The organism is Ruegeria lacuscaerulensis, assembly GCF_013031245.1.
GTDB lineage: Bacteria > Pseudomonadota > Alphaproteobacteria > Rhodobacterales > Rhodobacteraceae > Ruegeria > Ruegeria lacuscaerulensis_C.
This window is the reverse complement of the sequence record NZ_WPZL01000004.1, coordinates 1-19,241: the sequence shown is the minus strand read 5'-3', so window position 1 is coordinate 19,241 and position 19,241 is coordinate 1. Positions and strand designations below refer to the sequence as shown.

18 protein-coding genes are annotated in these 19,241 nt (G+C 57.8%); 7 read left to right on the top strand and 11 right to left on the bottom strand.

What is annotated here, in order from left to right:
• Nucleotides 1–2 precede the first annotated feature (2 nt).
• The 11 genes from GOX66_RS06545 to GOX66_RS06495 all read right to left on the bottom strand — a co-directional run bounded on the left by GOX66_RS06545 (nucleotide 3) and on the right by GOX66_RS06495 (nucleotide 10,861).
• Complete coding sequence (locus GOX66_RS06545) at nucleotides 3–875, bottom strand: aromatic ring-hydroxylating oxygenase subunit alpha (protein WP_170760805.1); 873 nt, start codon at nucleotides 873–875, stop codon at nucleotides 3–5.
• Between the two features lie 14 nt (nucleotides 876–889).
• Nucleotides 890–1,741, bottom strand: a complete 852-nt coding sequence (locus GOX66_RS06540; RefSeq protein ID WP_170760803.1) for an aromatic ring-hydroxylating oxygenase subunit alpha — start codon at nucleotides 1,739–1,741, stop codon at nucleotides 890–892.
• Between the two features lie 39 nt (nucleotides 1,742–1,780).
• Nucleotides 1,781–2,755: a PDR/VanB family oxidoreductase gene (locus GOX66_RS06535; RefSeq protein WP_170760801.1), complete on the bottom strand. Its 975-nt coding sequence runs from the start codon at nucleotides 2,753–2,755 to the stop codon at nucleotides 1,781–1,783.
• A gap of 5 nt (nucleotides 2,756–2,760) precedes the next feature.
• Entirely contained in the window at nucleotides 2,761–3,702 is a 942-nt protein-coding gene (locus GOX66_RS06530; protein WP_170760799.1) for an ABC transporter permease, read from the bottom strand.
• On the bottom strand, nucleotides 3,695–4,765 hold the full coding sequence (locus tag GOX66_RS06525) for an ABC transporter permease (RefSeq protein WP_170760796.1): 1,071 nt from the start codon (nucleotides 4,763–4,765) through the stop codon (nucleotides 3,695–3,697). Before GOX66_RS06525 ends, GOX66_RS06530 begins: the two co-directional genes overlap by 8 nt.
• Nucleotides 4,749–6,308, bottom strand: coding sequence for an ABC transporter ATP-binding protein (locus GOX66_RS06520; RefSeq protein ID WP_170760794.1), 1,560 nt, complete (start codon nucleotides 6,306–6,308; stop codon nucleotides 4,749–4,751). The genes GOX66_RS06525 and GOX66_RS06520 overlap by 17 nt, the downstream gene beginning before the upstream one ends.
• A gap of 69 nt (nucleotides 6,309–6,377) precedes the next feature.
• Nucleotides 6,378–7,412 (bottom strand): BMP family lipoprotein, encoded by a 1,035-nt coding sequence (locus GOX66_RS06515; RefSeq protein WP_170760793.1) that lies wholly within the window; start codon nucleotides 7,410–7,412, stop codon nucleotides 6,378–6,380.
• Nucleotides 7,413–7,470: 58 nt separating this feature from the next.
• A complete protein-coding gene (locus GOX66_RS06510) occupies nucleotides 7,471–8,547 on the bottom strand; it encodes an aromatic ring-hydroxylating oxygenase subunit alpha (RefSeq protein ID WP_170760790.1) in 1,077 nt (358 codons plus the stop codon).
• Nucleotides 8,548–8,704: 157 nt separating this feature from the next.
• Nucleotides 8,705–9,655: a helix-turn-helix domain-containing protein gene (locus GOX66_RS06505; RefSeq protein WP_170760787.1), complete on the bottom strand. Its 951-nt coding sequence runs from the start codon at nucleotides 9,653–9,655 to the stop codon at nucleotides 8,705–8,707.
• 619 nt (nucleotides 9,656–10,274) lie between these two features.
• A complete protein-coding gene (locus GOX66_RS06500) occupies nucleotides 10,275–10,682 on the bottom strand; it encodes an IclR family transcriptional regulator domain-containing protein (RefSeq protein WP_419555546.1) in 408 nt (135 codons plus the stop codon).
• A complete protein-coding gene (locus tag GOX66_RS06495; protein WP_170760783.1) occupies nucleotides 10,655–10,861 on the bottom strand; it encodes a helix-turn-helix domain-containing protein in 207 nt (68 codons plus the stop codon). The genes GOX66_RS06500 and GOX66_RS06495 overlap by 28 nt, the downstream gene beginning before the upstream one ends.
• 135 nt (nucleotides 10,862–10,996) lie before the next feature.
• Between GOX66_RS06495 and GOX66_RS06490 the strand changes: the two genes are divergently transcribed.
• The 7 genes from GOX66_RS06490 to GOX66_RS06460 all read left to right on the top strand — a co-directional run bounded on the left by GOX66_RS06490 (nucleotide 10,997) and on the right by GOX66_RS06460 (nucleotide 19,057).
• Entirely contained in the window at nucleotides 10,997–11,926 is a 930-nt protein-coding gene (locus GOX66_RS06490) for a tripartite tricarboxylate transporter substrate binding protein (protein ID WP_170760781.1), read from the top strand.
• Nucleotides 11,927–11,988: 62 nt separating this feature from the next.
• Nucleotides 11,989–12,525: a tripartite tricarboxylate transporter TctB family protein gene (locus tag GOX66_RS06485; protein WP_170760779.1), complete on the top strand. Its 537-nt coding sequence runs from the start codon at nucleotides 11,989–11,991 to the stop codon at nucleotides 12,523–12,525.
• An 8-nt stretch (nucleotides 12,526–12,533) separates the two neighbouring features.
• On the top strand, nucleotides 12,534–14,066 hold the full coding sequence (locus tag GOX66_RS06480) for a tripartite tricarboxylate transporter permease (RefSeq protein WP_170760776.1): 1,533 nt from the start codon (nucleotides 12,534–12,536) through the stop codon (nucleotides 14,064–14,066).
• A 7-nt stretch (nucleotides 14,067–14,073) separates the two neighbouring features.
• Nucleotides 14,074–15,558, top strand: coding sequence for an aldehyde dehydrogenase (locus tag GOX66_RS06475; protein ID WP_170760774.1), 1,485 nt, complete (start codon nucleotides 14,074–14,076; stop codon nucleotides 15,556–15,558).
• A 15-nt stretch (nucleotides 15,559–15,573) separates the two neighbouring features.
• Nucleotides 15,574–16,869, top strand: coding sequence for an aspartate aminotransferase family protein (locus GOX66_RS06470; protein ID WP_170760772.1), 1,296 nt, complete (start codon nucleotides 15,574–15,576; stop codon nucleotides 16,867–16,869).
• Nucleotides 16,866–17,798, top strand: coding sequence for a phosphotransferase enzyme family protein (locus tag GOX66_RS06465; RefSeq protein WP_170760770.1), 933 nt, complete (start codon nucleotides 16,866–16,868; stop codon nucleotides 17,796–17,798). The genes GOX66_RS06470 and GOX66_RS06465 overlap by 4 nt, the downstream gene beginning before the upstream one ends.
• A gap of 23 nt (nucleotides 17,799–17,821) precedes the next feature.
• Nucleotides 17,822–19,057, top strand: coding sequence for a Tm-1-like ATP-binding domain-containing protein (locus GOX66_RS06460; RefSeq protein WP_170760767.1), 1,236 nt, complete (start codon nucleotides 17,822–17,824; stop codon nucleotides 19,055–19,057).
• The last annotated feature ends 184 nt before the right edge of the window (nucleotides 19,058–19,241 follow it).

Genomic DNA, 19,241 nt, shown 5'->3' with positions numbered 1-19,241 from the left:
GGTCACGCAGCCGAGGGGATCACACCGTATGTGATCCCTTTGTCGGACAGCCACCTGCGGTAGGCGATTGCGGATTTATCCGCGCGAATGGGCGTTTCGGCCCGTGGATCAAGCGGCAAGCGCTTGGGATGCTGGTTTTCCAGAATGGGTTTGTCCTGACCAAAGATCGTCTGCTGGAACAGGCGGATCTGCGTGTCGGTGTTTTCTTCATCCAATAGGCACAGCATCATGTGAACACGCACCTGTTCCTGATTGTATGGCTGAATGAAGATGGCAATCACATCCATCCGGGTTTCGTCCAGCGGGCTGGATTTATAGAGCACCGAGCAAAAGGGGTGTGGGACGCGGTAAACATATTCAACATCCGCCCCGCCATCCGAGGCCGCAGCCGCCATCGGTTGCCAGAACAGACAGTTTGTCGCCAGAATCTCGTCGCGTTCCTTGGAAACCTCGACGAAATATTCCTTGACCTCAGTATGTGGTTCCGCCCCCAGGATATCCGTGTGCACATAGGGGAAATGTCCCATATCCAGAAAGTTCTCGACCATGCGAGGCGCGGAGACATTTACCCCGACGGTTGCCGCGTGAATGTTGCGACGGTCTGCCTCGGCGTGTTCGGGGATCGGGAAAATTTCAGAGGTCGGCTTACCCAGTGTTGTCCAGAAATAACCATAGCGTTCCTGTACCGGCAGGGCGCGGCTGTCTTTATCGCCTCCAGCCCAACACCGAACCTGCCCGGAGTCATCGCGCGTATAGGCGATGGGTTCCTCCAGCAACATCGAGCGGACGATCTGACCCTGCCGGACTTCCTCCAGGGCGGAAATCGCGTACCAGAGATTGAGGGCGACGGGATCTTTGCATTTGAACTCGGACATGGGCTCCTCTCGGGTCAAACGGCGGGGATTGCGCCGTAGTTCACCTGATGTTCACGCAACCAGCGGCGATAAAGTATCGCAACCTTGTCGGCGCGGATGGGGGTTTCGGCACGGGGGTCCAGCGGCAGACGGCGCGGAATCTGATTTTCCAGGATCGGTTTGTCCTGCGCGAAAATCAGCTGCATGAACCAGCGCAGATCCGGCATATTCATCCCCTCTTTCAAATAACACAGCATGTTGTGGACTACGCAGCGCTCTGGTCCGACCGGCTGAATGAACAGGACAATGTAGTCCTTGCGATCGTCAAAATGTGGATTGGTCTTGTACAGGGACACGATGTAGGGACGATAAACCCGGTACGTGTATTCCACCTCTATCCCACCCTCGGCGGTAGGCGATGCGATCGGCTGATGAAAATAACACTCGGTTGCGATGATCTCGTCATCGTCGGTCAGTTCGACTTCATAGGGCTGAACTTCGGTGAATGGTTCTTCTCCCAGCCAGCCGGTGTGGACGAAGGGGAAATGCCCCATGTCCAGAAAATTCTCGACGACGCGTAGACCCGACGTACGCACGGGAAACGACCCGCCGCTGACGACGTAGCGGTCTTCTTCGAAGGCCTCGGGAATATGCAGAATGTCGCGGGTCGGCGTGCCGGGACAGACCCAGACAAAGCCGTATTTCAATTGGCAGGTCAGGTCCTGGCCATCGCGGTCGCGCTTGACCGAGACATTATCGTCTTCGCCCAGGGAAACGGTCAGAGCAGCTTCGAACAGGGTGGCCGAAAGAACCCGGCTTTGCCGTAACTGCTCCATGTCAGCGACAACGTGCCAATCGTCGAGCAAAATACGATCATGGCATGACATGGCAACGTTCCTTTTCAAAGTTCATCAAGCGGCTTAGGGTCATAAATCCAACACCAGCAGCGGGCTTTTGGATCGCGAACAGCACACCGTCATTTCGGTATTCGCGGCATGTTCCGTCTCGCTCAGCACCATGTCGCGGTGATCGGGCGTTCCCTCCAGAACGCGGGTGACGCAGGTTCCGCAGACGCCCTGCTCGCAGGACATCGTGACCCCGATACCGTGGCCAAGAAGCGCTTCGGCGATTGTCTGGTTGGCGCCCACATCGACGGTTTCGCCTGAACTGGCGATCTTGACCTGAAAGGCTTCATCGCCATCGGTATGGAGATCCAGATCGCTGGCAAAGTACTCCCGATGTACGGCCTCATCCGGCCACTCTGCCTTGGCCGTGCTCAGTACAGCGTCCATAAAGCCATTGGGTCCGCAAACATACAGATGCGTGTCATCGATCCGGTCTGACAAAGCGCCGGAAATATCCAACTTCTGATCTTCCGGGCCGTCGTCAAAGTGTAACCACACCCGATCTTCAAATCCGGACGCGGTAATCTCATCCCGGAATGCCATACGTTCCTTGGACCGGGCGCAGTAATGCATCTCGAACTCAGCACCCAGCGCCGCCAGACGCCGCGCCATGCTGAGGATGGGCGTTATGCCGATCCCGCCCGCGAACAACAGGGTTTTACGGGCACTCTCGTTCAGCTCAAAGGCATTGCGCGGGGTGCTTATGGTCATAGTATCACCCGCGTGCACCTGGTCATGCATGGTGCGAGATCCGCCACGGCCATCCGCCTCGCGCAGGACGCCGATGACATAGCGGTGGCGTTCCGACGGGTCGTTCGACAGCGAGTATTGGCGGATCATCCCATCGCCAAGATGAACGTCGATATGGGAACCCGCGGTAAAGGTCGGCAGGCTTTCGCCCTCTGCCGGGACAAGTTCGAATACCGCCGTGTCTTCGGCCGCGCAACGCTTTTGAGACACCGTGACTTGAAGGGTTTGGTTGTTGCTATCGAACATGTCCCTCACTCCCGGTGGTATGGCACACCCAGGTGCGCCGGTTGTTCGGACCGCACCCGAATGCCCATCATGGCGATGATCGCGACGATGTAGGGCAGTGCCAGAAGAAGTTGATACGGGATTTGCAGGCCAACGCCCTGCGCCTGCAGCTGGAAAGCCTCGAGGAAAGCAAAGACCAGAACCGCGAGCATGATCGGCACGGGTTTCCAGTTGCCGGCAATGATGATCACGATGGCCAGCCAGCCACGCCCACCGGTCATTCCAGGTACGAACCGGTCGGTCAGCGCCAACACCAGAACCGCCCCCGCCAGACCGGCCATGAAGCCGCCAAAGGCCAGCGCCGCATATTGCCGCCGCGAAACGCTCAACCCTTTGGTATCCAGCGCCTTGGGGTTTTCGCCCAACGAACGCAGCTCCAGCCCATAGCGGGTGCGGTAAAGGAAGTACCAGGCCACAAAGACCATCAGGAAGGCAAAGTAGGTGAACAGATGCTGGTCAAAGAGGATTTCGCCCAGAACCGGAATCCGGGACAGGCCGGGTATGGCCACGGTCTCAAACGGATCGACCGTGGGAATGTTGCCGGATCCATAGGACTTGAGGCTTTCGCGATACAGAAACAGCGTCAGTCCCGATGCCAGCAGGTTGATGCCCAGCCCGGTTACGAACTGATTGATCTTGAACGTGACCGCGGCGATCGCCATCGACAGATGCACCGCGATCCCGGTCAGCACGGCCGCCAGAAGCCCGACATACATCGATCCACTGGACAAAGCCGCCGTGTATGCCGCGAAGGCCGACATCAACATGCTGCCTTCGACACCCAGAAACCAGATACCGGAACGCTGCACGACAAGCTCTCCGATCGAAGCCAGCATCAAGGGGGCCGCGATGCGCAACATGGCCGCGAACATGGATACCAGAATGGTCTGTTGGAACAGGTCACTCATCTGAGGTCACCCTTTTGAGGCGGTACCGAAACAGCACCGAAGAACCGAGGAAGAAAATCAGGATAATGGCCTGCATCGCCGAGATGATCGCCGAGGACACATCCGCCATGACCTGCATGAACAGACCACCGCTGGCCAAGCCCCCGAACAGAAGGGCCACGAACCCGATCATGACGGGGCGCAGTCCCGCTATGACCGCAATGATGATCCCGGCCGAGCCGAAACCGAACAGGAACGTCTGCGAGATGCGGAAATCAACCCCGAACGTTTGCGCCACACCGCCCAGCCCGGCCAGGCCGCCTGAAAGCATCAGCACGATGACGGTCATGCGCTGCGGATTTGTGCCCTTGAACCGCGCCGCAACCTGATTGTCGCCAAAGGCACGCAGTTCATAGCCGAAAGTGGTGCGTGACAGGATGAATTGCATGATCATGATCGCGAGCAGCGCCAGCCCGACGCCTAAATGCAGGTTGGTGCCGGACAGGAACGCCGGCAACCGCGACGCTTCGGGAACCTGCGCCGTCTGCAAGTAATACTCGCCCGGCGCCATCCACAGACGACTGGTCAGAAGATAAGAGAGAAGATAGACGATGATATAGTTCAGCATCACCGTCGACACGATCACGTCGACATTGAACCGCGCCTTGAGCACACCAGCCAGTCCACCCATCAGCGCCCCACCCAGGGCGCCCGCCAGAATGACGGCGATAACCATAAGAAACGGAGGGAGGTCGAACAGGGTGGTGATGAAATAGGCCATCATGGCTCCGGCGAAAAGCTGACCTTCCTGACCGATGCTCCAGATACGGGTGCGAAATGCGATACCGGCAGCAAGCCCGGTAAAGACCAGAGGTGTCGCCTGTATCAGCGTGCCCTCAAAGCTTTCCCAATCGCCAATGGCGCCGATCCGGAGCGCCTCGAACGATTCCAGCGCGTTAAATCCCAGCACTTCCAGCAGCAAGGCCGACGCGACAAAGGCGAGCGTGATCGCGAAGGCGGCCTGAACCACCAGTCCGATCAATCCCATTTCGGGGCGTTTCTCGATCCTAAACGACTTTGACATAGGGTTTCCCATCCGATTGCGCAGCGGCGTCGCGCTGTCCGGCCATCAGCAGCCCGAGTTTCTGGATATCCACCTCGTCCGAGCGGAAAACACCCATGATCTCGCCTTTGAAAACAACGGCGATCCGGTCGGAAAGTGCCAGAATATCCTCCAGTTCTTCGGAGGCCAGAACGATGGCAAAACCGTCGCGGCGCTTTTCCAGCAGCATCTGGTGGACATATTCGATCACGCCCACGTCCAGTCCGCGTGTCGGCTGATTGGCCAGAATGCAGCATGAGGCGGACCAGAATTCGCGGGCCAAGATGATCTTTTGCGCGTTGCCGCCCGACAGGGTGTCAGTTCGGGCGTGAGGCCCAGGTGTGACGATGCCGAACCGCTTGATCGCTTCGTTGGCAAAATTCAGGATGCGTCGGAAATTCAGCAGCGGGCCGTCCGAAAACCGCGGGTTCTTCTGCAACCCGAGGATCGTGTTCTCGGCCACGCTGAAACTGCCCACCAATCCCGCGCGAAACCGGTCGTCCGGGATATATCCGATACCATGTTCCACCATCTGCCTTGGGTTCTGGTGAGTGACATCCTCACCGTGTAGCCAGATCTGGCCCGAGTCCGTGTCACGTACGCCCATCAGGGCTTCGAATAATTCGTTCTGACCGTTGCCTGACACACCCGCGATACCCAGAATTTCATGAGCATGCACCTTGAAACTCATGCCCTTGACGGCGTGCTGGTCCTTGTCGTTTCGGACACGCAAACCGGCCACCTCAAGGATGGTTTCACCAGGTTCCATATCCTCACGCTCGGCTTGCAACATGACCGGCCGGCCAACCATCATCGAGGTCAGATCTTCTTTGGTCACATCCGCCGTGCGCACGGTGTCGACGATCTTACCCCGGCGCAGAACCGCGACGTGGTCGGATTGCATGACCTCGTTCAGCTTGTGCGAGATCATGATAATCGACAGCCCATCGCCGGTCATCCGACGGATAATTCGAAACAGCTTGTCCGACTCCTGCGGGGTCAGCACTGCCGTCGGCTCGTCAAGGATCAGCAGTTCGGCCCCGAGATAGAGCGCTTTGACAATCTCGACCCATTGCTGCTCACCCACCGACAACTGCCAGATCTTGGCGTCCAGATCGAGGTCGATGTCATATCGGCCGCAGAGGTCCCGAACCCGGCGTTCCGCTTCTTCAACGCCCAGTGCCCAGCCATGTTCGTGCGTCCCCAAAACGATATTTTCAATAACGCTCATCGGGGTGACCAGAACGAAATGCTGGTGAACCATTCCTATCCCGCAGGCAATCGCGTCGCGTGGAGAGTGGAATTCCACTTCTTTGCCTTCGTAGAAAATCCGTCCTTTGTCGGCTTGATAAAAACCGTACAAGCAGGATGACAGCGTGGATTTACCGGCCCCGTTTTCGCCCAAAAGGCACAGGATTTCTCCGCGTTCGACCTGAAAGGACACGTCGCTGTTGGCGATGACGGGCCCGAACGTTTTGGTCAAACCCTCCACGCGCAGGTGCGGTGGGTTGGCAACTGCGTTCATTTTCGTTTCCCCGATCTGGTTAAGTGAGGTTCCGAACGGTCAGCCCGGAACCCAGCAGTCGGTTACGCGTCAGTCCGAGGCCGGCACGTCAAGCACCAGCGGAACCTCGAGCGTGCCCGCGATGATATCTGCCTTGGCCTGTTCGATCTGGTCCTTCAGATCGGCGGGCACCTTGTCGGCCAAATCATGATAGGGTGAAATGTCGCTGCCACCGTCGGCCAGCCCGAACCAGACAGGCTCGGTATTGCCGTTGAACGACCCGCCATCGGATTTTGCCTTGACCCATTCGTCCAGCACCCATTCAACCGCAGGGTCCCAGATCAATTCGGTGCCGCTCAGGACAACATCTGGCGCCATCGAATTGGTGTCCTGGAACAGGCCAAAGCACAAGATGCCCCGATCACGGCAAGCTTCGTACACCTCGCCGGCAAGCTGATAAACAACATCGGCCCCGGCCGCGTTTTGCGCATAGGTCGCCTCGATAGCCAGTTGCGGGTCATACCAGCTTTCGATGAAACTGATTTTGACTTTGGCGTCCGGGTTCACCGCCTGCGCACCCGCCTTGTAGGCATTCAATTGATCATTGATGTCATCTGCGGGAAAGCTGCCGACGGCACCAAGCACGCCCGTTTCGGACATTCCCGCGCCCAGCATGCCCAAAAGGTAGGCGGCCTCGTGAACACGGCCATAAAGAAGATAGTGGTTCGGGCCGGTGTTGTAATTTCCGGACCCAAGGGACACAAACATCGTATCCGGATACTTGCCCTGCAGGTTCTTGATCTGATCGCTATGTGCGGTGGCGCTGATAATGATGTCGTACTTGCCGGATTTGGCCAGCAGGTTCATCACAGTTTCTGCTTCCTCGCCATAGACCGCGTCTTTGGAGTCATATGACACGTTGAGGCCGTGCTTGTTATCCGCCCCCACGCGGTCCAGCGCCTCTTCGACAACTTTATCCCAACCGGATTCCGGGCCAACCGAGTACATCAGGGCGATGTTCACATCAGATTGAGCCATAACCATGCCACCGGCCAGCATCGTGACGGATGCGGCGGCGCCAAAAACGGCCGCCTTCGTCTTATTCAGTAGATTTGCTGGATACATTGATAATATCCTCCTCTGCCGCGTGTTTTGATTTCTTTTTCTTTTGTCTTGCCGCCGATTACTCGGTCATTTCAGGCGCACCCAAATTGAACAGGCGCACCAGAGCCCGGCGGTACTGGATCGAGAATTTGTCTGCCGGAATGTGAAGCTCTTCCGCGATATTCAGCGGGACTTCTTCCGGTTTTTGGCTTTCGACAAGGGCCAGATCTTCTTCGTTCGTGACCAGCTGATATTCGGCATAGTCCTCGGCGGTTGCCCCCGGGATATTCGTCTGCGAAATCTGGAAGATCGCCGTTTCATGGGCGCTGATCGGAGTACCGATGTCATAGAAATGGCTGGTGACGTGTCCGCCATCATCGGTCTTGTAGTCCACCTGTAAATCCGTGGCGAAAGGGAAGGTGAAGAAGTGCGTGTAGTACACCTCGCGCTCGCGTTCGCCTTCATCGTCGTTGTAACCGCGTTCAACCTCGATATAGGGCATTTCCATGCGCATCCCGTTGTCGTCGAGTTCGAGCTTGTAGTCGATGATTTCCGGACGTTCCCGATTGCCGAACGTTTTCATATGCACCCAGGAAATATGGGCGAGATCGTTAAAGTTCTCGACATGCCGGCTGGCAGAGGCTTTCCAGAGGCCCTCCGGGATTTCGATGGTCAGCCATTCGTCACCGGCATTCTCCAAAAGCGGCCATTCCGGGATCGGGCGGATTGCCTCGGGTTTCAGACACACCCAGACAAGGCCATACCGTTCCTGCGCCCGATAACTGATCAACCGAATGGATTTCGGGATCGGTTTTGACTGGTCCGGCATGGACGGGACTTTTGTACACTCACCGTCCTTGTTGTAGTGCAGTCCGTGAAACGGGCAGACGATGTTTTTGCAGTCCTCGTCCATCCAGCCCAGACTCAAGGCAGCGCCGCGGTGAACACACAAATCCCGCGCTGCGGCGATCCCGTCGACGGTGCGATAGATTACCAGATCGACATCCAGAAGCTTGGCCTTGGCGGGTTTGTCCTTGACCTGAGACGAAAAGGCGACCGGATGCCAAAACCCGGCCAGAATGTGCCAATCGTTTTCCGGAAACGTACAATTTCTGGGTAATTCTGAAAGCTGCTTCTTCTCGGTCGACAAGAACATTGTCTTCTCCCTGTTTGGCTCAGAAACGGAGCGGCATCTCATCGCGACGACCTACCGGTCAGACCGAGCGGACCATCCCCTGGCTATGACATCAGGAAGAAAAAGGGGGACTCAAAACGCAACAATCGGTTACATATTTTGCACTGATAGTACTGTTTTACTGCGCTGATAGTGTCAGTTTTAGGTATTTCGACGGTGTCGTACCGTACTTTCGTGAGAAAGCCCGCCTGAATTGAACTGAGTTGGCAAACCCGAAACGGTACCCTACATCACCCGCATCCAGCTTCTTGTTCTTGTTGCGGGTGATGAATAGCGCGCTTTCCTCAAGTCTGCGGTTCAACACGTATTTCGAGACGGTCTGCCCTTCGGTGCTGAACAAATAATGCAGGTAGCGCGGCGATATCGAATGGTCATCGGCGACTCGGGTCGGAGTCAGGTCGATATCGCCCAAATGGCGGTCGATATATCCCTTGATCTGCCGTAGCCTCTGACGTGCAATCTGGCTGCGTCGGCTGCTGGCATCGCCGCGCATTTGAGTAATGATCGCGCAGATCATTTCGATTGAGGTATGGACAAAAATATCGCGGGCCGCGTCTGACAAATTTGGAACGTCATCCGGCATTGCCGAGAGCAGTGCCCGCAAGGTCCTGAACCCGGGCGTGGCTTCTGAGATAAGCACGGCACAGATCTCTTCCGGATCGTCCACGTGCATCAATGCCGTTTTCAATGGGATACTGATCAACCAGGCGGTGGTTGGTTCCCGCTGAGTGTATACCATCGGTGACCGGGTGACATGAAAAACCGCGTCACCAGGGCCAAGCTCCACATATCTTCCGAATTGATTGAATTCGCATCGCCCGCTGGTTGGAATCGTCAGAACAAGTCTTTTGCGCTGTGCTTTGCTAAGTTCGACATCTGTCTGTTCTGCCTGGTAAGGTGGTGCACTGAAAAAGGTCATTCCCAGATCGCCAAGTTCCCAAGTCTTGCTGAAGCCCTTGAATGCATTTGGGTTTTCACAATGCACGATCATCGGGCTGCTGAAGCGCCACATCTTCTCGGTCCACAGATCGAACGAGTCGAAATGGAATGTGTTCACATTTAGGGACATTGTTTGACCCGCCATCGTTACAGGGACGCGCAAGAGAAGGTAACAAGGGGTTAAAGCGCAGTTGTCCAGTTCCTCAGCAGGCTATCAGGCATTGCGGTTTTTCCGCAATATTTCCTGATGAATGAACGCGGCCCGAAAATTCCTGAATGGCTCTGCTATGCTACCCGAGCATTTCACTCGCTGGTCGGAACTTTGGTATCAATCCCCGGAGTTGCTGTTGCAGTACATCATGAGAATTCGATGCCAGGCATTCGGGTTTGGATTGAAAAAGCATGAGAGTGAACGATTTGATGATTCCGCCGCAAACTCTGGGCGTAGCTGTCGTTCAGCCGATAATGGCGTGAGGGTCAAACGCCAAAAGATTGCTACAGATCCGCGTCATCGAGTGTCAGAAATAATGCGCGTTGTTTTCCTTAAGAAAGTTCGAGTCTTTCATTTCTCGGGTCTCTGGGGTTTGCGCCCATCCGCTCAAGGATGGAATTCGGCGGGGAGCTGACCGCCAAATCTTGCGGTTAAGTCAATCGAAAGGGCGTGCAGGGTGGTCAAAATTTCTGGCAGTGGTTCGTTTCCGGCGCGGCCTTCGGGAACGGCAATCGCAATGGCTCCCAGCGCCACCTGATCAAATCCAAATATTGGGTGCCGCATAACCATAGACGCCGTTTTCATAGCTTCCATTGCTGTTGGCCCAACCGGTTTGGCTGACTGTCGCGACCAGCTCTTTGATTTCGGTCGGGTCAGTCAGCGTGGTGTTCGTGTATCGCGTATGTTCTTCCTGCGCGAGAGGGTCCAACAAGTAGGGTAGACCAAAGCTGAGCACGCACAGGCCCGAAGCGGTGGCATCGATCGGAGGAATCTCGCTGGGATCGAGGCTGACACGTACATTGTGGCACGTCGTTTCGACCACCAGCGCGGTTAGAAGAGAATCTTTTTCAAGCAGCGAAAGATGCAGGCTTTCGCCCACGTCCCACGTAGAGGCCTGCATTCTTTGGTGGGCACTTTCTATCCCGGGACGGGCGATTTGGCGCAACGCCGCCAGGTGCAGCGCGGCGGGGCCGCATAGGAATTGGTCATGGGGTTCTGTTCGATCAGCCCGTATTCCTCGAGCGCCCGTAGATGGCACAGCGCAGTGGCTTTGTTCAATCCGGACAACCGCGCAAACTGACTTAACCCGATTTCCGGTCGGGCGTTTGAGAAATAATGGAGCATTTTCAGAGCGTTCAGGCCGGTACCTATGTGTTTCGTATCCTCCCGCCAAGGTAATACTTGACAGAACAACCTTAACAAAGCAACATTATTAATGCTAATGCGGTTCATATAACGAACCACTTACAGGAGGTGTCAATGAAAAAGTTTCTTGCAACTGCAGCCTTTGTTGCGTCAGCGACGGCTGCGCTGGCTGAATATCCTGAAAAACCTGTTTCCTTTGTCGTTCCGTGGCCCCCGGGTGACTTGGAAGACGTCCTGACGCGGATCATCGCGGACGAGTTCCAGGCGATGTATGGTGTTCCCGCCGCGGTCGTGAACAAGCCCGGCGGTGGCGGCGGCCCGTTCCCCGGCGCTGTCGAAGTGGCAACCGCTCCGGCGGATGGCTATACCATCGGGTCCTTCGTGACGGACGTTCCCGTCGGCGGCCCCCAGATCGGCATTCCCGAACTGTCCCCCAACCCGTTCGAGCCAATCGGCATTTTCATGACCTATCCCTTCGTGATCGCGTCGAGCAAAGACGCCGCATTCGCGACCTGGGAAGAACTGGTCGCCTATGGCAAGGAAAACGACGTGGCGCTGGGTCATTTTGGGTCGTTCCTGCCGCCCACCCAGGTGACGTTTGCCGCCGCGATCAGTTCGGGCTTTGATTTTGCAAGCGAAGCTGCATTTGATGCGCTGGACTGCAACACTCTGGCCTCCGGCGATGTCGACGTGATCAACACCACGTTGCAGCTGATCCTGCCCTGCCTGGACGACGTCAACGTTCTGGCCAGCATTGGCAACGAGCGCATTAGCCTGACACCGGACACGCCAACGGTCAGCGAACTGCACCCTGATCTGAATGTGGCGCTTTGGAACGGTCTGTTTGTCCACAAGGACACCCCGGCAGAAGCGCGCGAAAAAATCGCGGTCGCTGCACAAAACGCGCTGCAGACCGAAAAGGCACAGAACCTGATCGGTGAGACCGGTGTTCTGATTTACTGGCTGGATGCCGACGCATCAAACGCCCAGATCGAAAGTGACAGTGAAACGATTGGTGCCATCCAAGCCCTCGTGGGCGAATAAAGGAACCACAGGGTCGCGCGGGAGCTCTTCGCGCGACTTTTTCAGCGGTTAGGGAGGGGACTATGATAGCTAAAACACTTCAGGACATGTTCAAACGATACCGCCGACCCGGCGATGTTGTTTTTGCTTTGGCCTTTCTGGTTTTTGCTGTTTTCCTGCTGACCCAACTGGGTGAGCAGACCCAGGTCGTCAAGCGAACCAAGTGGTTTGCACAACCCGGCTTCTGGCCAATGGTCTCGCTTTGGGCAATGGCAATCTTTGCCTTTCTGCACTGGCTCAGCTCGGCCATATCTGACCGTATTCCGGGGCGCTGGCCCGAAGTGGCATTTTGGCTGCGGTCCTTTGAATACGTCGCCTATTTTCTGATCTATGTCGCGGTCGTCCCGCTTTTGGGATACCTGCCATCGACCGTTCTGTTCGCGGTTTTTCTTGCAATCCGAACCGGGTTCCGGAGCGCCGGGGCCATTGGCCTAGCGGCAGCGTTTGGTATCGCAGTGACGGTCATCTTCCGCGCCTTTCTGCAGGTCAAAATTCCGGCAGGCGCCGTCTATGAATACCTGCCGGACTCCGTACGCGCCTTTGCGCTGACTTATCTCTGAGGTGCGCCATGGAAACGTTTCTGTCCGGGCTTTCTATTCTGACGCAATGGCAGGTGATCGTTGCCCTTCTGATCGGCTCGATCGGTGGGGTCATCATCGGCGCGCTGCCCGGTGTCGGCGCGGCTGTGGCCATCGCCATCCTTTTGCCTGCTACATTCGCGTTCGAACCTATTGTTGGGCTGACGCTGCTGCTGGGCATCTATGGCTCGTCCATGTATGGCGGCGCCATTCCGGCCATTCTGATCAACACGCCGGGCACGGCGGTGAACGCGCTAACCACCTATGACGGCTATCCGATGACCAAACGCGGACAAGGGCACCGTGCGCTGTCACTGGCCTACTCTGCATCCTTCTTTGGCGGCGTTTTCGCCATCATCTGCCTGATGATCCTGTCTCCGGTTCTGGCGTTGATCGCACCGCATTTCGGCAGCCGCGAGATTTTTCTGGCCGCCCTTCTGGGGATCATTCTGGTGATCCTTGCACACCGCGGGCAGATTTTTGCGGCTGGTATGCTGGCGGCCTTCGGGATCTTCCTGAACACCGTCGGGCTTGAGCCGGTCAAATACACCCGCCGTTTTACCTTTGACCAAAGCTGGCTGGCCTCTGGCGTTGACCTGATCGTGGTCGTGCTGGGCCTGTTTGCGATCAGCCAGGCGCTGCTGTTGTTGCTGGAAAAGAACCACACACCGGGCGAAGCGCATGTCAGCGGCAACATCTTTGCCGGTCTCAAGGAACTGCTGGGCATCAAACGCGTTGCCACCGTATCCTCGAGCATCGGCGTGTTCATGGGCATGGTGCCGGGCACGGGTGAGTTTACCTCGCAATTCCTGTCCTACACCTATGCGCAGAAAACCTCGAAAGACCCCGACAAATTCGGGGATGGCTCACCCGAAGGGCTGGTGGCGTCCGAGGCCGCCAACAACGCCGTACCCGGCGCGGCCATGATCCCGCTGCTGGCGCTGGGTATCCCGGGCGAGGCGCTGACCGCGATGATGCTATCGGTGTTCTACGTGCATAACGTCATCCCCGGCCCCCAGTTGTTTGAAAACCAGATGGACTTTGTGATGGCGCTGTATATGGCGTTGATCCTGCTCAACGTCATCGTTCTGGTGTTCCTGCTGTTCTCGACAAACCTGTTGCTGAAGATCATCCAGATCCCAACCCGGTTCCTGGGCATCCTGATCCTGATCCTGGCCTTTGTCGGCGTCTATAGCCTGCGCAACTCGATCACCGACTGCGCCATTGCCGCCGGGTTTGGTGTGTTCGGCCTGATCCTCAAACGGCTGGACTTGCCGATTGTGCCGATCATCCTGGGCATGGTTCTGGGCGGCATCATGGAAGTCAAACTGCGCAGCGCCATGGCTCGGGTCAAATCACCGCTCGATTTCGTCGACCGCCCGATTGCCGCGATCCTGACAGCGCTGATCGTATTGATCCTGCTGCTTCATCTCCGCACGCTGTACTTTGAATTCCGCAACAAGCTGAAACCCGAGCCGACCGCGCTACCGGTCGATTCCGATCACCCCAATCAGCAAGGGTAACCCTGCCATGAACCAATCCGACATTGACGCCCTGCGATCTCAGGTTCTGTCCCCCCGTTCGCACTTCATCGGGGGTCGCTGGATCGCTGCCTCGGAAGGCGGTCACCGGGATGTGTTGTCGCCGATTGATGGCACGGTTCTGACCCAGATTGCCGAAGGCACACCAGCGGATATGGAGGCAGCGATTGCCGCCGCTCGGGTCGCGTTCGAAGATGGCCGCTGGTCACGCCGATCCCCGGCCGAGCGCAAGAAAGTGCTGCTGAAACTGGCCGATCTGATCGAAAAGCACGCCCTCGAACTGGCGGTTCTGGGCGTGCGCGACAACGGCACCGAGATTACCATGGCCATGAAGGCCGAACCGATGTCGGCGGCCGGCACATTCCGCTATTACGCCGAGGCGATTGACAAGGTCTATGGCCAGATCGCCCCCACGGCCGAAAGCGTGTTGGGCCTGATCCATCACGCGCCGGTTGGGGTCGTTGGCGCGATTGTGCCTTGGAACATGCCGCTGATGATCGGCAGCTGGAAACTGGCCCCGGCGCTGGCCACAGGCAACTCGGTGGTGTTGAAACCGGCCGAAAGCGCGTCCCTTTCGCTGCTGAAGCTCGCCGAACTGGCGGCTGAGGCCGGAGTGCCCGACGGCGTGCTGAACGTCGTCACCGGCTCGGGCCGGGTGGTGGGTGAAACGCTGGCGCTATCGATGGATGTGGACATCATGGTGTTCACCGGCTCGGGCGCGACAGGTCGGCGGCTGCTGGAGTATTCGGCACGCTCGAACATGAAACGCTGCTATCTGGAACTGGGCGGCAAATCCCCCAACATCGTCTTCAACGACGCCCCGGACCTGAGCGATGCCGCCAAAGTATCGGCGGGCGGCATTTTCCGCAACGCCGGCCAGATTTGCATCGCCGGATCTCGTCTGCTTGTACAAGAGGACATTCACGACGAATTTGTTGCCGAACTTGTCAAACATGCCGAAGCGATGCGCGTCGGCAACCCACTGGACCTGGACACGCAAATCGGCGCGGTTCATTCACTGCCCGAACTGGACTCCAACCTGGAATTCGTCGCCAAGGCCGAAGCCGAAGGCGCCGAGCGTCGCACAGGTGGCGGCCGCATTCTTGAGGAAACCGGCGGTTACTATATGGCGCCGACCGTAATGACCGGAGTGAAGCCCGCCGACAACCTGTTCCAGAACGAGGTGTTTGGCCCGGTTTTGGCCGTGACGCCCTTCAAGGAAGAGGACGAGGCGATACAGTTGGCCAACTCCACGGTCTACGGTCTGTCCTCGGGCGTATGGACGTCGAACCTGAGCCGCGCGCACCGCATGATCGCGGGTATCCGCGCAGGCGTCGTGCACGTGAACACCTATGGCGGGTCTGACCTGACCGTGCCGCTGGGTGGGGTGCGTCAATCGGGCAACGGGCATGACAAGTCTCTGCACGCGCTCGAGAAATATCTCGACCTGAAAACCGCATGGATAAAACTCTGACCAAGGGCCAAACGCATGACGCTTCCCCCGAAATCCGCCGAGCTTGTTGAACGCCGGGCCATACTGCTAGGCCCGAATGTTTCGACTTTTTATGATGAGCCGCTTCATATCGTGAAGGGCGACGGTGTCTGGCTGTGGGATGCGGACGGGCGCAAATATCTGGACTGCTACAACAACGTGCCGCATGTCGGCCACTGCAACCCGCGCGTGGTCGACGCGATCTGCCGTCAGGCGTCGGCGCTGAACACCCATACCCGCTATCTGCACGACGGTATTCTGGACTATGTCGAAAAGCTGACCGGCACGATGGACACGACGCTGGACACAGCCATCCTGACCTGCACCGGGTCCGAGGCAAACGACATCGCCCTGCGCATGGCCGAGGGCATGACCGGCAAACGCGGCATCATCGCCACGGATGCCACCTATCACGGCAACACTTCACTTGTCAGCCAGCTGAGCAAATCGAACGTGCCGACCGTTGGCTTCGGTTTGAATCAGTATTTCCGGTTTGTGGAGGCACCCGACAGCTATCGCGCTCCCGACCCGGACGGCAACAGGTTTGCCGATGCCGTGGCCGAACAGATTGCCGAGCATGAAAAATCCGGCATTGGTTTCGCCGCCTTGGTGGTCTGCCCATACTTCCTGAACGAAGGCTTCCCCAACCATCCCGACGGCTGGCTGAAACCGGTGGCCGAGGTAGTGCGCAAGGCCGGTGGCCTGCTGATCTGTGATGAGGTGCAATCCGGCTTTGGCCGCACCGGCACCCATATGTGGGCGCATCAGAAAATGGGCGTGGTGCCGGACATCATGACAATGGGCAAACCGATGGCCAATGGCCATCCAGTGGGCGGCGTGGTGACGCGCAGCGAAATCCTGATCACGTTTCGCAAGGGCTATCGGTACTTCAACACGTTCGGCGGCAACCCGGTCTCTTGCGTCGCAGCCATGGCGGTGCTGGAAGAGATTGAGGACAAGAACCTTGTCGCCAATGCCAAGGTGGTGGGCGATCACGCCCGCGTGCGTATGACGGCGCTGCAAAAGAAGTATGATTTTATCGGCGACGTGCGCGGCTCGGGCCTGATCTTCGGGGCCGAAATGGTGCTGGATCGTCAAAGCAAGGAACCAGCCAGTGAATTCACCGATCGGGTGATCAATGCGATGCGGCACCAGGGGATCATCCATTCAAAACTGGGCCGCCACAAGAACACGCTCAAGATCCGGCCACCGATGCCCTTCTCGAAAGAGAATGCCGATCTGCTGTTTGACACACTGGACGAGGTTTTGGCCGAAACCCCGCTGACCCTATGACCCGGATTGTCGAGCAAGCCCTGACCCTTTGGGGCATGGACGACGCTGAATGGTCGCTGGTCGCAGCCCGTGAAAACCATGTCTATCGGGTTCAGACCGGCGGGAAAGGCTTTGCCCTGCGCCTGCACCGTCAGGGGCTGCATTCGGACGCCGCCCTACGGTCCGAACTGCAATGGATTATCGAGCTTGGCGCCAATGGTGTCAGTGTGCCCACGCCCGTGCCGGCCAAGAACGGACGCTATCTGCATCTGCTGGACCGCGTTCAGGTCGATATGCTGGACTGGCTGTCAGGTCGCCCGCTGGGATCGACCGAAACCGGGATCGACCATGACGACCGCACCGGGAAATTCCGGGCCCTCGGGCGCGAGATGGCAAAGCTGCACGAGACCAGCGATGTCTGGACCCGGCCAGATGGCTTTACGCGTTGGTCCTGGGACCGTGCCGGGCTGCTGGGCGATGCCCCTCTGTGGGATCGATTTTGGGAGAACCCCACGCTTTCGGACGAGGATCGCGCCCTGTTCGCCGCGTTCCGCGAGACAGCAAACAGCCACTTGCAACAGATCGAAAGTCAGCTGGATTATGGCCTGATCCACGCCGATCTAGTGCGCGAAAACGTGATGATCCACGGCGAAAAGCTCTGGTTGATTGATTTCGACGATGCGGGGTTTGGGTTCCGCCTGTTCGACCTCGCCACAACGCTGCTGAAAAACCTGCGCGAGCCTGACTACGACGCTCTGCAAGAAGCCCTGATTGAGGGATACCGGTCAGAACGGGCGTTCGACACTAAGCATCTCGATCTGTTCATGGCCCTGCGCGCAGCCACGTATGTCGGGTGGATATCGTCCCGGATGGACGAAGATGGGTCACAGGCACGCAATACGCGGTTCGTTGAAACCGCCCGGGGACTGCTGACGCACTACCTCGGATAACACGCATGGACGGGAGGAAACCAATGACCAACAAAACGATCCTGCTGATTGGGACATACGACACCAAAGACCCCGAGATGCGGTTCATCGAGGATGCCGTACGGGCGCAGGGCGCGGATGTACTGACAATGGATGTGTCCGTTCTGGGCGATCCGGAGACGCCGACCGACATCTCGAAACACGACGTCGCCGCCGCCGAAGGCATGTCCATCGACGAGGTGATCGCGCTGGGGGACGAGAACAAGGCGTTCCGTGTCATGTCCGCCGGGGCCGCTAAAGTAGTGGCAAAGGCCTATGCCGATGGCCGTTTCGACGGAATGTTGGCCACCGGCGGCACCATGGGCACCGACCTCGCGCTGGATTGCGCGCAGGCTCTGCCGATGGGGGTGCCGAAATACATCGTCTCAACCGTCAGCTTCTCGCCGCTGATCCCGCCGCATCGGCTGGCCCCGGACATTCAGATGATCCTGTGGGCCGGGGGGCTGTACGGTATGAACTCAATCTGCCGGTCCTCGCTGGCTCAGGCCGCAGGGGCCGTGGTCGGCGCTGCCAAAGCCGCCATCGCGCCGGATCGCAGCAAACCTCTGATCGGCATGACCAGCCTTGGGTCGTCCTGCCTGCGCTACATGAAAACCCTGAAGCCAGCATTGGAAGAGCGCGGCTTTGAGGTCGCGGTGTTTCACTCGACCGGCATGGGCGGCATGGCCTTCGAGAAACTGGCTGCCGAGGGCGCTTTTGCCTGCGTGATGGACTTCTGCATGCAGGAGTTTGGCAATTTGCTGGCAGGCTCCGTTGTCTCAAGCGGAGAGGATCGCGTCACCAACGCCGGGCGCGTTGGCACGCCACAGATGGTCGCCCCCGGGGCGCTCGACCTGCTGGACTTTGCGGGCTGGCAAGAGATACCCGACCAATATGCAGACCGCCCCTTTCACGAACATAACCGCCTGATCAAAAGCTCGGTCTTCAACGGCGAGGAACGCCGGGCCTGGATACGAGAACTGGCAAACCGGCTGGAGGCAGCAACCGGGCCGGTTCATTTCTTCCTGCCGGTGCAAGGCGTCGAGGCATGGGACAAGGAGGGCGAGGAAGCCCATGACCCCGCAGCCCTTGCGGACATGGTTGATGAAGCCCGCAAGGTCATGCCGGGCCGAGTGCCGATGACTGAATTGGATGCTCACATCAACGACACCGCATTTTGTGGGGTCGTTTTGACCCAATTTGACGAATGGGTCGAGACTGGGGTTATCAGTCGAGGTTAGCAGGCGTTTTTGCGTGAACAAGACTATTCGCGAGGCGTAACGGGCACTTGTAGCTTCGACGGTAAACCGTTTGCCCCACGAGTCCGTCACGTCTCAAATCAGAAGGTGTGATTAGTCGCTGCGAACGGGTGATCCTCCCCCTCTGAAGTGGTCCGCCGTTATGGTTAAGAAAACGGAGGAACCA